The following is a 16427-nucleotide window of genomic DNA, read 5'->3' on the forward strand; positions in this document are numbered from 1 at the left end:
AATGAACCCTTATCAATATTACAGCCCTCAGCTGCCTCAGCAGGAACCTTACTATAGCCACTATGAGTACAATCCTTATCCGCAGCAGGATGTATACGATCCATACCAAATGGATAGACAGCCGGCATTGGAAAGAAGAATCGCAGCACTTGAACGGCAAAATGAACAGCAGTCAAGAGAATTAACCCGGCTGACAAACGAAGACCGCCGTCAAAATCGGGAAATTGCACGGATTGCCGAACAGGTCAATCAGCTAAGCCAGGCTGTTGAACGCCATACACGCCGCCTAAATCGGCTCAATCAGCGCCTCCGTACAGTAGAAAACCGGCTGAATATCCCATTTACTGCAGGGGAAGGCGGTTTCTGAGCGAAACAAAGAAAAAAAGCGGAATACGATTCTCCCATCTCAGGGTTTCGTTTTCCGCATTTCTTATATGTTAAAACGGAACATTTACATAAAAAGGGTTTGTACCCAGTATACAATCTTTACCGTTTTCATTCAAAGATAGAGGGGCTGAGGAAAATAATTGTAGTTCCTCTTTGACGGAATTTCTTTTCATTCAAGTTGCATGATAATACCGACTCACGTCAATCGATACATGGAGGGATCATTCATGCATAATACACAACACGGCTTGCAGCAGCTGAACCAATGCCGCCAAACTGCTCAGCAGCTCATTCAGCAAACACAGCAAAGCAGCCAGCAATATCGCCAAATGCTTCATCAGGAACAGCAAAACATCCAAATGCTGCAGCAGATTCTAAACCACGAACAACAAGCTGCACATACCATTCAGCAAGCACTGCACGGGCATGATATGGCGATTCAAAAGTGCCAGCAGGTTGTCAACATGTGCAACCAAATGCAACAGGAACTTACTGGACAATCCAGCGTCATGAATACGAATGTGTCTACACTTCCATTCGGCCAAAACACGCCATTTCAGCAGCAATCCTATCAGCAGTAACATATAAAAAGCTCAACACAATGCGAGTGTTGAGCTTTTTTTCTTACTGTTCTTTGCGAATATGTATATCCTGAATAGACTGTTTCGGTGCATGAAATCTGCTCTCGGCTTCACTTCTTGCCTCGGCAAAAGCCCGCGCCTCCACATGATCTTTGTAGACATCCAGCTGAATCAAATACAGCGGGCGCACTTTAAATCCATGAATAATGGTTACCGCCCATAACGGAACCACAATAAAAACACCGGGCAGATCGGGCAAAACAAAACCAAACGCAAAAATGAAAAAATAAATGATGCCGTACATGATCCACTTTCTATTTCTAACCTTGATGCCAATAAATAAAAAGGCAAAAAAACTGGTAATGGCAAAAGGCATGAAAATAAACAGCATCCACCAGCTATGCAGCCATTCCCAAGCGGAACCTCTTTTTGTAATTCCCATATTTTTCTCCTCCTATTTACCTATAATAATCGATTAGGCATACCGCGTCACCCATAAACGGGAAAAACTTTCCCCTTAAAAATAGTGATAGACGGAGAACAGGTTTCTTGCTATATTATTAATTGATAATGATAATCATTACTAATCTATTGAGATACATAGTGGGAGGGTTCTTGATGAAAAAGAACATATTGCTCGTGGGCATGCTTGTGCTGCTTCTCATGTTTGTCAGCGCTTGCAGCGGCACGGCTTCTAAAGGGAGCTCAAGCGATTCTGCTTCCGAAAAAACAGAAATGAGAACATACAAATCACCAAAAGGGAACGTCAACATTCCTGCACATCCGAAACGCATCGTCACTGATTTTTATGCCGGTGAATTGCTGTCTGTCGGGGCCAATGTGGTCGGCTCAGGCTCATGGTCATTTGATAATCCGTTTTTAAAATCAAAGCTGAAAAATGTGAAGGATGTTGGTGATCCAATCAGCGTTGAAAAAGTGATGGAGCTTCAGCCTGACTTAATTGTTGTCATGAATGAAGAGAATGTTGATAAATTAAAGAAAATCGCTCCGACTGTTGTCATACCTTATAACACAGCGAAAAACGTAGAAGACACAGTCAGCATGTTCGGAGATATCGCCGGAGCGAAAGACAAAGCAAAATCCTTTATGGATGACTTTAACAAAAAAGCGGAAGCAGCTAAGAAGAAAATTGCCGGCGTCATCGACAAAGATGCGACCTTCGGCATTTATGAAAACACAGACAAGGGCGAATTCTGGGTGTTCAATGACAATGGCGGACGCGGCGGCCAAGCTGTATACAATGCACTTGGGTTAAAAGCGCCTGAAAAAATTGAGCAAGATGTCATCAAAAAAGGAGAGATGAAACAGCTCTCTCAAGAGGTTATTCCTGAGTATGCCGCAGATTATATGTTCATTACGGATTACAACCCGAAAGGCGAAAGCAAAACACTCGACAAGCTGGAGAATTCCTCTATTTGGAAAAATCTTGACGCTGTTAAACATAATCGCGTGTTTATCAATGACTTTGACACGTTCTACCCGTACGACCCGATTTCTGTCAGCAAACAGGTGGATATCATCACCGACATGCTGATCAAACGGACCGAAGAAAATAAAAAATAAAAAAACGGCACAGTCATGACGCTGTGCCGTTTTTTATGATTCACTTTAATTTTGACTGTACGGAGTCCGGCATATCTTCAAACTTGACTTCTTCCCAAGTCTCGACATACTTTCCTTTCGCCTTCACCTTCAAATACGCGTTCTTCCGAAGCTCTTTGCCGGCGAAAAAGGTCACTTCTTCTTTTTTCCCGGATGCATTATATCCGTCTAATGTATATTCAGTACCGCCCGGACTAAGATGTCTGCCATCTCGATCAATCTGAACATAGACATCTTGCTGGTGAATAAACGGATTAAATCTGTCTGTAACATCGTTATGAAAAAAGAGAAGCCCGCATATTACGGCAGCAGCCGCCAAGACGGCCAGGATTGCCATTGCTTTTTTCATCTTTGCACTCCCCTTACTTGTTCATTTTTTTCAAATAGCTTGACCGCACCGCGAGGAAGAATAGAAGCTGAAAAATGAAAAACCCTCCGATGGTGAGACTGAGCGGCCCCGCTACATCGGAATAGCCTTCCACAGCCAATGTTCTCAAGGCAAACAGTGTATGCATGACAGCAATGACAAATGGAAAGAAGAAAAGAATGGCCAATTGTATTGTCACGCTTTGTGCCATTTCACGCTCACTCAGGCCGATTTTGGCCAGTGAACGGTAGCGCTCCCGGTCTTCATCTAAATCAGTGAACAGCCTGAAATATAAGAAACTTGCTGCCGCGACAAAGAATACAATTGCGATAAACAGGCCGATAAATAAACTCAGGCTCGGCAGCTGCACCGTATCATAGTAAGTCCCAGCTTTTGAAGCAAAATCAGAATGCACGTCGATATAATTGCCGTAAATCTCATTTTGCAAGGATTGGCTGATCTCAAGACTGTCTTTCCAATGATCATAGCTGTAGCCGTATAGTGACGCTTTATCACCGAGTGATTTCAGCTGATCAAAGGTTTGATCATTCACCGCGATGATGGCGTTCAATGAGATCAGCGGTTTTTTGACTTCTTTTACCGACAGTTTTTGATCAGACAGCTCCCCTTTTTGGTTCAGCAACTTCAGCTGATCCGGCGCTTCGTTTTTGAAATTGCGGTCATACGTGCCCGGGAAATAGACAGCCTCATCATTTTTCAGGCCGCTCAGCTTAACATGGAAGTATTTTGATACATCCGATTTGCTGATCATGTAAACAGGGGGAACAGTTTCTCCTTCCTGATAGCGAACATAGGAAACATCTATTTTGTCTTTCTTATACGTAAAGCCGTGTGTTTTCAGTTCATGGTCAATATCTTTCAAATGAGTCTGTTCTTTTGGATTGTTGCTGTAAGATAAATACTCCATTTCATAAGCGGACTCTTCCGCTCCGACGGTCGATTTGTACATCGCGAGCACGCCTGTCGCAGTAAACGCAACCGCGGAAATAATGCTGACAATAAAGAACAGGCGGGCGTTGTCTTTTAGACGATAGACAAGGTCAGAAACCCAAATGACATTTTTCCCGCGCAGATAAAAGGTTTTCCACTTCTTCAGCGCGCGCAGAATCCATATGCTGCTTTGGCTGAAAAAGAAATATGTTCCGATGACGGTGAGCAGTAAAATGATAAACGGTTCGGCCCCGTGGACATTGCCTTTAAGAACCATGCCGTACCCGCCGCACAGACAGGCGATGCCGAATAAGGACAGAAGCACGGACGGCTTAGGCTCCGGTTTAACCTTGTCAGTGCCCTTTATTAATTTGATAACCGTATTTGATCTGACAAAAAGGATCGTAAACTGCGATAAAAAGAAAAATAAGAGCAGAAATCCGCAGGCCGTAATACCGAGCGCTTTCCAAGGCATATACAAAGGCAGCGCGTCCATTTCTAAAATATAAGCGCCGACCGTAAAGAACGTCTTTGAAAAAATGAATCCTCCGATAATACCGGCTGCAATTGACATGACGCCGATGATCATATTTTCCGCAGTAATGAGCTTTCTCAGCTGCCCCGGCGTGATGCCCTGCATGAGCAGAATGCCGAATTCTTTATTTCTCGATTTCAAAAATGCATTAACCGAATACAGAACAAATAAGAAAGAAAAAACAAAGATCATCCATTCCGCGGCGGTTAAGCCTTTTTTGGCGATGTTATTCAGGTAGCCTTCCTTTAATGCCGGATGAAACAGGAACATCGCAAAGGTAAAGAAAATCAAAACGGAAAAGGCGCTGCTTAAAAAGAATGCAAGATAAGCCCTTTTGTTTCTCGTGACGTTTTTATAAGCGAACTGAAGAAAGGTCATTTGCGTTTCCCCCCAGCATAGACAGCACATCAAGAATTTGTTCATAAAAGACTTGGCGGTTTTCCCCGCGGTAAATCTCATTAAACAATTCGCCGTCTTTTATAAAGATGACGCGGCGGCAGTAGCTTGCCGAAACCGGATCGTGGGTCACCATCAAAGCCGTGACATGATCATCCCGATTCAGGCTCTGCAACGTTTCCATGACGTCTTTTGTCGCTTTGGAATCAAGGTTTCCAGTTGGTTCATCGGCCAGAATGAGTGACGGCTTATGAATGACCGCTCTTGCGATGGCGGCCCGCTGGCGCTGGCCTCCGGATACTTCAAACGTCCGCTTGTTAAGCAGGTTTTCGATACCGAGCTTTGCCGCGATGCCGTGCAGTTTTTCTTCCATGACAGACGGCGCTTCTTTTTCAAGCGTTAACGGCAGCATGATATTTTCACCGATCGTCAGCGTGTCCAGAAGGTTGAAATCCTGAAACACAAATCCGAGCTGCTTGCGGCGGAAATGAGCGAGCTTTGTCCGCTTCAGGCGATGCGGGTTTTCTCCGTTAATCAGGATATCGCCTGAATCTGGACGGTCAATCGTTGAAATGATATTCAAAAGCGTTGTTTTTCCGGACCCGGACGGCCCCATCACCGCCGTGAACTCGCCTTCTTCTATTGAAAATGAAATTTGCTTTAAGGCCTGATAGGACACTTGTCCTTTATAGGTTTTATTTATATGTTTGACTTCAAGCATATTCGCCATGAAAATCCTCCTTATGGTTTTATTCTTGTTGATCTGGGCTGCTTTCATGTAGTGCCGGGACGTTCAACATAAAAATCCCCTTGACATAAATCCATGTTATCAAGGGGAAACAAAGCGGGCTATGTTGTTTTCTTAACGCAGCCTTACATTTTTGTAAGAAATGAAAATCGAACTGATGTCCCTTCACCGGGAGACGAGCTGATGTCCACCGTATGATTGAGCTTATCTGTAATTTCTTTGACGAGATGGAGGCCGATTCCCGTAGATTCTTGGAAACGCCGCCCGTTTTCACCCGTGTAATAAGGGTCAAACACCCGCTTGATGTCTTGTGAGGGAATCCCGACACCGTAATCTTTGACTTCAAGCACCGTCCTGTCTTCATCGCGGAAGACATTCAGCTCAAGTCTGTCACTCTTGCCCGCTGAATACTTGACCGCATTTGTGACCACTTGGCCGATCGCAAATTTGAGCCATTTGGCATCGGTGTAAATCTGATGATCATCGCAAACGTTCATTTTCGGATAAACGCGATATTGAATAAAAAATCGTTTATAGCTTTGAATGACTGATTGGAGAAGCTCGGACAGGGAAACCGCTTCGATTTTAAAATCCCGTTCAAACAGGTCGAGCCTTGAAGAATAAAGAAGCGTCTCCAGCCCGAATTCAATCTGCCGGACTTCTTTTTTGATTTGTTCAAAAACGGGCTCATCCTCTTCTTGAATGATTAAATTAATGACCGACAGCGGCGTCTTCACTTGGTGCACCCATTGATTCATATACGTCACCCGCGCGTCAAGCTTGGCTTCGGTCTCATGGAGCTTCTGGTGCTGCAGCCGGATCAGCTCCATCTGCTTTTCATACAGCTCTGAACAGAACACTGAAGAACCGAGATACGGGATATCCGTCCCTTCCTGCCCCGAGCTGAGCCAATGATACACGCCGCGGTCTTTGTACCAGCGATAGGCAAGATAGCCCGCCAAAATAAGAAGCTGCACGCCCAATATGTAAAACAAGTGAGAAAAAGAATGCAGACCCGCAAACCAGTAATAAAAGAAGACAAACAGCCCTTGAAGGAGAAAAAGCAGAATCAGCACTGCATGAGACCGGAGAAACAGCTTCATGACTGCGCCCTCAGCTGGTAGCCTTCGCCCCGCACCGCTTCAATAGAAACAGGCGCATTCAGCTCCCGCAGTTTTTTTCTGAGCCGCGTGATATACACGTTAAGTGTATTATCATCGATGAATATGTCGGTGTCCCACGTCTTTTCCATGAGACGGTCCCGACTCGTCACCTTTTCTCCCCGCTCAAGCAGCACTTCCAAAAGCTTGCTTTCTTTTTTAGAAAGCTCGCTTTTTTCATCCTGAAAACGCAGTTCAAACCGTTCCACAAAGAGCTGAACGCCGGCATATTCAACCACTTTCTCTCCCTGCTTTGCGGCGTACTCCCCGTACGCCCTCCGGATCTGGCTTTTGATTTTCGCAAGCACAATATCATAAGAAAACGGTTTTTCGATATAATCGTCTCCCCCATTTTCAATCGCCATCACCTGATCCATTTCCCCGCTTCTGGCAGAAATAAAGATGATCGGGCTTGTGGAGTGCTGGCGGATCTGCCGGCACCAATAATATCCGTCATATGCCGGCAAATTGATATCAAGCAGCACCACATCGGGCTTTTCCCGCAAAAAGACATCAAGAACAGCTGTAAAATCCGCGGCGACCACTGTTTGATATCCGTATTTTTCAAGGTAATTCTGCAATAGTCCGCGAATGTCTTCACTGTCTTCCACAATCATAATTTTATTCAAACTGAACCACTCCCGTTTCTTACACTGCTGCCATCATCATAATCGTTTTGGGCGTATGGACGCAACACCGCACAAAAAAACCGCCATCTCGGCGGTTTCTGATCTCTTTAGCCGACCTGCTGCTTAGCTGCTTTACCGGCTGATCCGAACTCTCTCATTTTGCTTCGCACTGTCTCTTCCACGGCTTCAATGCCGGGTGTCAAATAGCCGCGCGGTTCGTACAGATCGCTGTTTTCCTGAAACATGCGGCGTGTTTCGTCTGTCCACGCTACCATACATTCCGTATTGATATTGATCTTCGCGTGGCCGAGTGTGATGGCTTTTTTGATCTGATCCTGCGGAATCCCGGATGCCCCATGAAGAACGAGGGGAATATCAGTCATGCGAGAGATAGCCTCCATTTCCTTAAATCCGAGATTCGGCTCACCCTGATATTTGCCGTGTACAGAGCCGAGGGCGGCGGCCAGCGCGTCGATATTGGTTTCTTTGACGATCCGCTCACATTCCGCGATATCGGCATAGCGGACCCCGCCGACCAGGCCGTCTTCCATTCCACCGACCGTGCCGACTTCGGCTTCTACTGACACGCCGTGTTTTGCGGCATAATCGGTGACTTCTTTTGTCATCGCGATATTCTCGTCAATCGGCTGATGGGAGCCGTCAATCATCACTGAGCTGAATCCGGCATCAATGGCCTGTCTACAGCGTTCCGCACTGCTGCCGTGATCGAGATGAAGCACGACCGGAACGGTAATCGCCATGTCCTCCATTAACGCGCCGACCATGGCGGCAATCGTTTTAAATCCGCCTAAATAGTCGACCAGGCGATCGGAAGCCGCGGCGATGACCGGTGATTGCTCCTTTTGCGCCGCCTGCAAAATCGCCTTCGTCCACTGCAGGCCGTTGATATTAAACTGGCCGATCGCATACTGCTCCCGCTTTGCATCTTCAAGAAGCTCTTTCATCGATACAAAAGCCATGTCCACCCCTCCTTTATCCATTACATGTTGAAGTATTTTGATACGACGTCCACTGTTGTTTTTTTCGCTGTTTGAATGGCTTCCTCAGCAGTCAGCTTATAGTATTCAGGCCGGAATAGCTCAACCGATACAACATCAGAGAAGCCGATTTCCTTCAGTGCTGATAAGTGGGCATCTAAGTCAATTGCCCCTTGTCCCGGCCATACACGATCCTCATCTGTTAAAAAGCCGATTGGGAAATCTTCTGTATCATCGATATGATAGATGAAGATTTTCTTTCCGTCCGCCTGCTTTAAGCTCTCAATATTTGAACCCATTGCATGGAAGTGAAAACTATCAAGGACAAGCCCGACATTGTCACGGTTAACTGTGTTTACGATCTCATACGCCTGTTCAAACGTATTGACCGTACATTGCGGATGGCCGACAAATTCAAGCGCGATTTTTACGCCGTACGGCTCCGCGATATCTGACAGCTCAGTCAGCACCTCTACACTGCTCTTTTTGATCTCTTCTTTTACAATCTTCTGCTCTGTCACAAGCGGAACGGCCACCACATATTTCACACCGAGGGTTTTGCATGTTTCCATCATGCCTTTAAATTCAGTGATGATCTCGTTGTGGCCCTTTTCATCACGGTTGTTGAAGAAAACAAGCGCGTTTAGGGCAAGCGGTTTGATGTGATGGGTTTGAAAATATTCCGCAAGATCTGCCAATGAATGATCTTTTAAGTACTCGGGCAGCTTATCCATTGTGCGGATTTCAATATAATCATAGCCGTGCTTTTCGCATAGTTCTAAATCCTGTTTAAGGTTTGAGTTTTCCAATGTTGTCGCTTCATTAAAACAAAGTTTCATGCCAGACTCCCCCATCTGCGTTTTAGATATGAAGGGAGTTCGGCAGGAAGGCTGTCGCCATATCCCGCCGAACTCCATGCTCAGCTTATGCCAGACCTAATTCTTCTTTCATTTTCTTAAGCATAAATCGGCTTGATTCATCCGCTCTTTCATCGACCCAAGCAAATACGGCATTCGTCGCAATTCCGTCGAACTTCATCTCTCTCAGTTTTCTGAAAATCGTATCAAAATCAACCTCGCCTTGGCCAATGTCCAAATGCTGGTGAACCGTTACTTTCGCGTCAGGCGGATTGACGATGTAGCGAAGGCCATGAGCCGCTTTATGATTATAGGTATCTGCAAATAAAACATGTGTGAGGCGGTCGCCGGCTTCGTCAAACATGGTCTCGATGTCGCCTTTGCCGTCATCATAGAAGAACGTATGCGCAGTCGAGTAGACAAGATTGATCCAATCCTTGTCAAGCGCGCGGATCATATCCATCGCACCTTTGTGCGTTTCGATAAAATCGTATGGGTGGGCTTGAAGATTAAGTTTAATACCTTCTTTTTCAAAGACTGGCAGAAGCTCATCCATGGATTTGATAAATTTTTCTTCACTTGTTAAAGGATCATATTTTGAACCGCTGAATTCGCTGTTCATCAAATCCACTTCAAGTTCAACCGCAATTTCGATTGCCCGTTTCCAATTGCGCACCGCTGCCTGCCGGCGGTCTTCATCAGGACCCGCCCAGTGGTAAAGAGGAAGAAGCGATGAAAGCTTAACACCTGTATCTCTTAAAAGGCGCTTTAATTGTTTGATCTTTGCTGAATCAACTTTCGGATATTTATAAAACGGACAAAAATCCTCACGCGGAGACAATTCGATATATTCATAGCCAAGCTCCGCCGTTTTATAGACCGTTTCCTCTAAAGTTAAATCATCACGATACATGGATGGATCCAATGCTAACTTCATATTTTCACTCCTCTGTTTTTTAGTTTTGAACTGTTGTAAAAGATTGATAGAATTCCGGTTTTTCCTTCAATTCAACCTTTTCTTTTTGTCCAGATTCCTGGGCTTTTACACACGCGTCAGTCGTGACAGCAGCAATATAGCCGTCCCATGCCGTCGGTCCGCTGACCTCGCCTTTCTTTTGAATCGAATCAATAAAGTCTTGGATTTCCACATCATACGCAGCGACAAAGCGTCTCTGCCAATCCATCAAAATATCAGTACTGAATCTGCCTTCTTTTCTCAAGCTGATGCTTGATGGCTCGGGAAGCTTGATGATGCCGTCTTCTCCGACGATTTCGCATTGAATGTCATAGCCGTATTTACAGTTCACATAGATTTCAGCATTGATGACGATACCGCCTTTTGTTTCAATTACGACGATTTGCGGATCTTTTAAATGCGGCAGCGCGTTTTTCGATTTTTTCGGGTAGATGACTTGAACGGACTCGTAGTCATCGTTGACGAGCCAGTGCAGCACATCAATTTCATGAACAAGCGTGTCGACTACGGCCATATCGGTTGTGTAGTTATCTCCTACAGTCGGGTTGCGGTGCGCGCAGTGAATCATAAGCGGTTCGCCAATCACATGGTTATCGAGTGCTTCCTTCAGCTGTACGTAACCGCTATCATAACGGCGCATGAAGCCGACTTGAACAAGGCGTTTGCCCACTTTGATTTCTTCTTCGACGATTCGCATGCATCCTTCAGCCGTTGTCGCGAGCGGTTTTTCACAGAACACATATTTCTGGGCTTTAATGGCTTTCAGCACGCTTGACTCATGCGCAGGCCCCCAGCTTGTCACTAAAACAGCGTCTACATTTTCGTCTGCAAGCAAGCTGTCATCATTCGGATAAACCGTCGCGTTTAATTGGTATTGCTCAACGACCTTTTGTGCAGCTTCTTGATTAACATCCGTTACAGCTACAATTTCCGCGCCGGACAGCTTGTTCGTGATGCGGTTAATATGTTCTTTTCCGATTGCTCCAGTTCCAATTACGCCAATACGTAAACTCATTGACAGCCACTCCTTCTGTTGATTACATAATTTTGCTTTCTGTTTCTTGCTTTACTTGGCTCTGAGGAGATCCGTAGAGTTCCTCTTGAATTTGTTCAAGCGACTTGCCAGACGTATTCGGCGCAAAGAGCAGCCCGATGATCATACTGGCCGTCACACATCCGAGAAGAATTGCAGCCATCGTTCCAATGCCGAAATTGGTGATAATCATTGGGACAAACAGACTCCAAATCCCTATTGAAATACGGACAAGGAAAAACATCAGTCCTTGTGCGGAAGCACGATATTGCGTAGGAAAGATTTCACTGGCCCATAACTGATAGTTCGCTTGCTGCCCTGCTCCGTTATTGATGCCGATCACGACAATAAACAGGAGCAGAATCGGCAGGCCTTCAATTGGCAGCAGAAACAGTGTCCACCCGATCACCGCCATGAAAGCGGCGATTCCAAATACGGTTTTTCTATATTTGTCGGCAAAGGGCATGAAGATCAAGGCGACCCCCAATCCTGTGAAGATAAACAGCCCCATTTGCAAAAGGTTGGCCATGTTGGCAGATACACCGCCGACCTGCTGATAAATGTATGGCATAAAGAAGCCCATGACCCCGGCAGCTAAGTTCCAAACCAAGTACACACCCATCAAAAACAATATGCTTTTTAGATACATAGGCTTGAGCAAATCAAAATACGATGTCTTATTCAGTACAGCCGGCTTCTCTGCCTGAGCATCCTCCGGCTGATTTTTTGTCTGCCAGGCGTCTGATTCCGGAAGCCTGATTCTCAGGATGTACGTAATCAGCGCAATCACAAGCAGATGGGCAAATACGATTTTATTCCCCAAGAGTCCCAAGTCACCGGCCAGTACGGAGAGAAGCAGTACAACGACAGCGCCCGCGGCCCAAGCGACTTGTGCTACGCCGCAATGCCTGGCCCGATTCTTCTTTGGCGCATTTTCCGCAATAATGGTCCATGACGCGGTTATATCAGCTCCTACTGATAAACCGATAATGATGTAACCGCTTAACAACATGGGGAAATTAACCCCGAACAAAACCAAACAAATCCCTAGTGCATAAACCAGCATACTATTGGTATAAACAGCCTTCCGTCCGACTTTATCAGCCAGAAACCCGCCAAGCAGCGCGCCGACAGCGGCAGAAATCGCATTCGCGCTCAGCGCGCCGAGCAGCCCGATTTGCGTATCGGATAGCTTAAGGTAACTGACCCATAATGATAAACCGGCGGAGCCTGCCACAATTGAACCGGCATCAATATAGTTGGCCAATGCTGCCGCGATTGTCCGTTTATTGAAGGCTGAATCTCCATTGGTATTGCCCATATGTTCATTCCCCATTAAGCCAGATCCAACAACTGCTGATCAATATAGTTTCTCGCAATCAATGCATACTCCAGCGGGTTTGCAACATCGGGGTCCTGTTCAGCTTCAATGACAATCCATCCGGAATAACTGTGCTTCAACAGCAACTGATATACTTCTCTAAAGTCAATGCAGCCGTCACCGGGAACCGTAAACATGCCTTTTAAAAATGATTGCCGGAACGATTGTCCTTCGAGCCTGCATTGTTCCATGACATTCAGGCGGGCATCCTTAAAGTGCACATGCTTAATGCGGCCGATATGCTTCTCAAGCATCCCCATGTAATCGCCGTCAGAAATATACGCATGGCCTGTATCATAGAGGAGGTGTACATGCGCAGGGTCAGTTCCTGCCATCAGGCGGTCCACTTCTTCCGCTGTTTGGACACCAGTGCCGAGATGATGATGATAGACAAGCTTCAAGCCATGCTGAGCGGCAATTTCGCCAAGGTGATTCAGCCCTTCGCAAAGCCGCTCCCATTCATCATCCGTAAAGTGCGGCTTCTCTGTGAACACGTTTTTCTCCAAGCTTTGCACGCTGTACGTTTGTTCAGAGACAACTGCGACATCCGCGTTTACTTGCTGCAAATACTCACAATGCAGGGTAAATGTCTTTGCCGCTTCACCAAGTCCGTCACGCAAAATAAAACTGCTGAACCACTTTCCTGCAATGCGTAAATTCCGAAGCTTCAGCTCTTTGTTCAGGATGGCAGGTTCGGGGAAAAAGCCCCCGACCTCCGTGCCTTGAAAACGTGCGACAACGATATCACTTAACAAATGCTGAAGTGTATTTCCCGCTCCAATTTCAGGCATGTCATCATTCCGCCACCCAATGGGAGCGATTCCCCACAGGATTTCATTTTTGCCCATCTTGGTGCCTCCCCTCTAATACTGCTTCGCAGATTCCAGCTTTTTCTCTTTTGCTTCGTATGCCTTCTGAACGCTTTCTTGTTTAGATACCTCTGCCACCCCGACATGCCACCAGCTGTCATAGCCGTCCGTCATTGTTTTAGGCAGCACCTTCATTTCAATTAATGTTGATACATCCTGTTTCTTCGCATCCTCTAACGCCGCTTTTAATTCTTCTACTGTGTTTGCGCGGTAGGTTTTCGCGCCGTATCCCTCAGCGACTTTCGCGTAATCGACATTCAGGATTTGGTTGTCATCTGTGCGGAACTCGCAATAGTAGCTGCCGCTGCCGTGATCCATTTGCAGGTTGTTGATGCATCCGAATCCTGAGTTGTCAAAGAGCAGCACATTGATTTTCTTGTTGTACTGAATCGCCGTGATCAGTTCAGAATGAAGCATCAGGAAGCTGCCGTCTCCAACGATTGAATACACTTCTCTGTCAGGGTGGGCCAGTTTAAGACCGAGTGTCCCGGACACTTCATAGCCCATGCAAGAATACCCATACTCCAGGTGATACGTATTCGGAACATTAGAATGCCACAGACGCTGCAAATCTCCTGGGAGTGAGCCTGCTGAACAGATGATGACGCTGTCTTCAGGAATCGTCTCGTTGATTGTCAGCAATGCCGTTGTTTGCGGAAGCTCCGTATTCAACGCGTCAGCATATTCATTCAGGACCTCTTGAGAAAAGTGATTTTTGATTTCCGGATCAAATGCTTCCCGCTTAAACGTCACTTTGCTGAGACGCTCGCGTTCAGCTAGCCATTCGTCCTTCAGCTCCCGGATCGTTGTGCCGAACTCGCTCTCATAGCCTTCAAGCAAGCCATGCAGTTTGCCAAGCGTCACTTTCGCATCCGCCACCACTTGGAATGCATCAAGTTTATACGCCTGCATTCGGCTGACGTTAATGTTCAAAAACTTCGCTTTATCAAAATCAAAAGCGGTCTTAGAGGATGTCGCAAAATCTGTATACCTTGTGCCGATGCCGATAATCAAATCAGCTTGGCGGGCCGCTTTGTTTGCCGCAAGTGTACCTGTGATGCCCATTCCGCCAAGGTTGTTTGCAAAATCTGCCTCAACGGTAGACTTTCCTGCCTGCGTTTCAACTAACGGAATGTTATAGGCTTCAGAAATGGCAACCAATTCATCGCGCGCACCGGAATATTTTGCGCCTCCGCCGACGAGAATCACAGGTTTTTTGCTGGATTTAATCAGCTCCGCCGCACCTTGAAGCTCGCGCTCGCTCGGCTGCATGCGATCAATATAGTGAACCCGTTTGACGAAGAAACTTTCATCAAAATCGTATGCTTCCCCTTCAACATCCTGAGAAATACAAATCGTTGCCGGACCTGCTTTTGCCGGATCAGTCATGACTTCAAACGCGCGCAGCAAACTGCTCATCAGCTGCTCAGGGCGCGTAATGCGGTCCCAGTATCTCGATACAGGTTTCAATGCATCGTTTGTCGTAATCGCCGCACTGTATTCTTGCTCCATTTGCTGCAGTACAGGGTCTGGCTGTCTTGTCGCAAATGTGTCTGCCGGAATCAAGAGAACTGGGATATTGTTTGCCAATGCAGTGCCGGCTGCCGCCACCAAGTTAGCCGCTCCCGGTCCGACGGATGTAGACACCGCATATATTTTTCTTCTCAGCATTTGCTTGCTGTACGCCATGGCCGCATGCGCCATTCCTTGTTCATTTTTCCCTTGATAGACTTTCAAATGGCCTGCATCCTGCTCAAGCGCTTGCCCGATCCCTAATACGTTTCCATGGCCGAAAATTGTGAAAATACCTTCGACAAAAGGCTCTTCCTTTCCATCAACATGGATGTACTGCTGGTTTAAGAATTTAATCAGCGCCTGTGCTGTTGTTAAGCGAATTTTCTTGCCCACAAACGATCCCACCTTTACTCGATCTTTTTCAATTATGACTGTGCTTCAATAAGCTGTACGATTTCTTCCGCAGTCGGCATCGCTTCTGACGAACTGTGCTTGCTCACCACAATGGAGGCTGAAGCACTGCCGTATTTCAATGCCGTTTCAATGTCTTTTCCGCTGACAAGGCCATAGATAAAGGCTGACGCATAGGAGTCACCGGCCCCAAAGGTTTTCAGCACTTTTGTCTTGTACGCTTGAGCGCGGAATACCTCGCCGGATTTGCTGTATGCGTAAGAGCCTTCGACGCCGTGTTTGATGACAACGAGGTCGGCTGAATGGCCAAATAAATGATTGACGGATTCTTCATTGCTTCCGCCTGTGCGGTTTTCCATCACATCAAATTCATCGCGTGTGCCGATGACGATATCAGACTGCTCGGCAACCAAAGAATAATAAACGGCTGTTTCATCTGATGACTGCCACGTATACGGGCGGTAATCCAGTTCGAACACCACTTTGACTTGATGCTTCTTCGCGTATTGAACAGCTTTTAATACCGCTTCCCGTGACGGGCTTTTGGCGAGCGCTGTCCCGGAAACAAGCAGCATTTTCGCATTTGCGATGTAGTCCTCGCTTACCTCTGAAGGCGCAAGATAAAGATCCGCCACATCATCGCGATACATTAAAATGCTGCATTCTTCAGGGCTGAGGATTTCTGTAAATGCAAGGCCTGCTTTGTGTCCATCTTGATCAACAACCATCTGTGTTGTATCAACGCCGGTCTTTCTCATATAGGACTCTATGAATCTTCCATGCTGGTCATCCGGAATTTTGCCGATGAAGCCCGCTTTTAAGCCAAGCTTCGCGCTGCCGATCGCGATATTCGCAGGTGAACCGCCGACATATTTCGAAAATGTCATCGTTTCTTCCATTGGGCGGTTGTATTCGACTGCGTTCAGATCAATACATGCCCGGCCGATGGCAACAATGTCAAAAGCCTTCTCTTCATTGAATGTATACTTCATCGTAAACAGCCACTCCTC

General features: G+C 46.4%; 17 protein-coding genes. 3 read left to right on the forward strand and 14 right to left on the reverse strand.

What is annotated here, in order from left to right:
- Position 1: 1 nt before the first annotated feature.
- Together cotNE and SB658_RS17315 are read left to right on the forward strand one after the other, a co-directional pair.
- Positions 2-367, forward strand: coding sequence for an inner spore coat protein CotNE (cotNE, locus tag SB658_RS17310; RefSeq protein ID WP_003227093.1), 366 nt, complete (start codon positions 2-4; stop codon positions 365-367).
- A 247-nt stretch (positions 368-614) separates the two neighbouring features.
- Positions 615-968 (forward strand): hypothetical protein, encoded by a 354-nt coding sequence (locus SB658_RS17315; RefSeq protein WP_003236356.1) that lies wholly within the window; start codon positions 615-617, stop codon positions 966-968.
- 43 nt (positions 969-1011) lie between these two features.
- Here SB658_RS17315 and SB658_RS17320 read toward each other — a convergent pair whose 3' ends face one another.
- Positions 1012-1410, reverse strand: coding sequence for a hypothetical protein (locus tag SB658_RS17320; RefSeq protein WP_003227087.1), 399 nt, complete (start codon positions 1408-1410; stop codon positions 1012-1014).
- Between the two features lie 176 nt (positions 1411-1586).
- On the opposite strand from SB658_RS17320, the gene SB658_RS17325 reads away from it, so the two are divergent.
- Complete coding sequence (locus SB658_RS17325) at positions 1587-2552, forward strand: iron-hydroxamate ABC transporter substrate-binding protein (RefSeq protein ID WP_144500442.1); 966 nt, start codon at positions 1587-1589, stop codon at positions 2550-2552.
- Positions 2553-2592: 40 nt separating this feature from the next.
- Here the strand turns inward: SB658_RS17325 and SB658_RS17330 are convergent, their stop codons facing one another.
- From SB658_RS17330 to iolC, 13 genes are all read right to left on the reverse strand, one after another.
- Positions 2593-2940 (reverse strand): YxeA family protein, encoded by a 348-nt coding sequence (locus SB658_RS17330; protein WP_003227084.1) that lies wholly within the window; start codon positions 2938-2940, stop codon positions 2593-2595.
- A gap of 13 nt (positions 2941-2953) precedes the next feature.
- Complete coding sequence (gene yxdM, locus SB658_RS17335; RefSeq protein WP_119899948.1) at positions 2954-4822, reverse strand: ABC transporter permease YxdM; 1869 nt, start codon at positions 4820-4822, stop codon at positions 2954-2956.
- The gene (gene yxdL / locus SB658_RS17340) at positions 4797-5570 is read right to left on the reverse strand and encodes an ABC transporter ATP-binding protein YxdL (protein ID WP_003243557.1); all 774 of its coding nucleotides are present in this window, start codon (positions 5568-5570) and stop codon (positions 4797-4799) included. Before yxdL ends, yxdM begins: the two co-directional genes overlap by 26 nt.
- A 143-nt stretch (positions 5571-5713) precedes the next feature.
- A complete protein-coding gene (gene yxdK, locus SB658_RS17345; protein WP_015385109.1) occupies positions 5714-6691 on the reverse strand; it encodes a two-component system sensor histidine kinase YxdK in 978 nt (325 codons plus the stop codon).
- Positions 6688-7377 carry a two-component system response regulator YxdJ gene (gene yxdJ / locus SB658_RS17350; RefSeq protein ID WP_003243527.1) on the reverse strand — a complete coding sequence of 230 codons (690 nt, stop codon included), beginning with the start codon at positions 7375-7377 and terminating at the stop codon, positions 6688-6690. Before yxdJ ends, yxdK begins: the two co-directional genes overlap by 4 nt.
- Positions 7378-7484: 107 nt before the next feature.
- Complete coding sequence (iolJ, locus tag SB658_RS17355) at positions 7485-8357, reverse strand: 6-phospho-5-dehydro-2-deoxy-D-gluconate aldolase (RefSeq protein ID WP_119899950.1); 873 nt, start codon at positions 8355-8357, stop codon at positions 7485-7487.
- Between the two features lie 20 nt (positions 8358-8377).
- Positions 8378-9214 carry a 2-keto-myo-inositol isomerase gene (gene iolI, locus SB658_RS17360; protein ID WP_080529990.1) on the reverse strand — a complete coding sequence of 279 codons (837 nt, stop codon included), beginning with the start codon at positions 9212-9214 and terminating at the stop codon, positions 8378-8380.
- 85 nt (positions 9215-9299) lie between these two features.
- The gene (locus SB658_RS17365; RefSeq protein WP_015250852.1) at positions 9300-10169 is read right to left on the reverse strand and encodes a sugar phosphate isomerase/epimerase family protein; all 870 of its coding nucleotides are present in this window, start codon (positions 10167-10169) and stop codon (positions 9300-9302) included.
- A gap of 19 nt (positions 10170-10188) precedes the next feature.
- Entirely contained in the window at positions 10189-11223 is a 1035-nt protein-coding gene (gene iolG, locus SB658_RS17370; protein ID WP_003244482.1) for a bifunctional inositol 2-dehydrogenase/D-chiro-inositol 1-dehydrogenase, read from the reverse strand.
- 22 nt (positions 11224-11245) lie between these two features.
- On the reverse strand, positions 11246-12562 hold the full coding sequence (gene iolF / locus SB658_RS17375; protein WP_015715016.1) for a myo-inositol transporter IolF: 1317 nt from the start codon (positions 12560-12562) through the stop codon (positions 11246-11248).
- A gap of 14 nt (positions 12563-12576) precedes the next feature.
- Positions 12577-13470, reverse strand: a complete 894-nt coding sequence (gene iolE / locus SB658_RS17380; protein WP_003227062.1) for a myo-inosose-2 dehydratase — start codon at positions 13468-13470, stop codon at positions 12577-12579.
- Positions 13471-13485: 15 nt separating this feature from the next.
- Positions 13486-15399 carry a 3D-(3,5/4)-trihydroxycyclohexane-1,2-dione acylhydrolase (decyclizing) gene (gene iolD / locus SB658_RS17385; protein ID WP_049140861.1) on the reverse strand — a complete coding sequence of 638 codons (1914 nt, stop codon included), beginning with the start codon at positions 15397-15399 and terminating at the stop codon, positions 13486-13488.
- A 32-nt stretch (positions 15400-15431) separates the two neighbouring features.
- Positions 15432-16409 carry a 5-dehydro-2-deoxygluconokinase gene (gene iolC, locus SB658_RS17390; RefSeq protein WP_038429915.1) on the reverse strand — a complete coding sequence of 326 codons (978 nt, stop codon included), beginning with the start codon at positions 16407-16409 and terminating at the stop codon, positions 15432-15434.
- Positions 16410-16427 lie beyond the last annotated feature (18 nt).

The organism is Bacillus sp. SIMBA_008 (genome assembly GCF_046535495.1).
Taxonomy (GTDB): Bacteria; Bacillota; Bacilli; order Bacillales; family Bacillaceae; genus Bacillus; species Bacillus subtilis.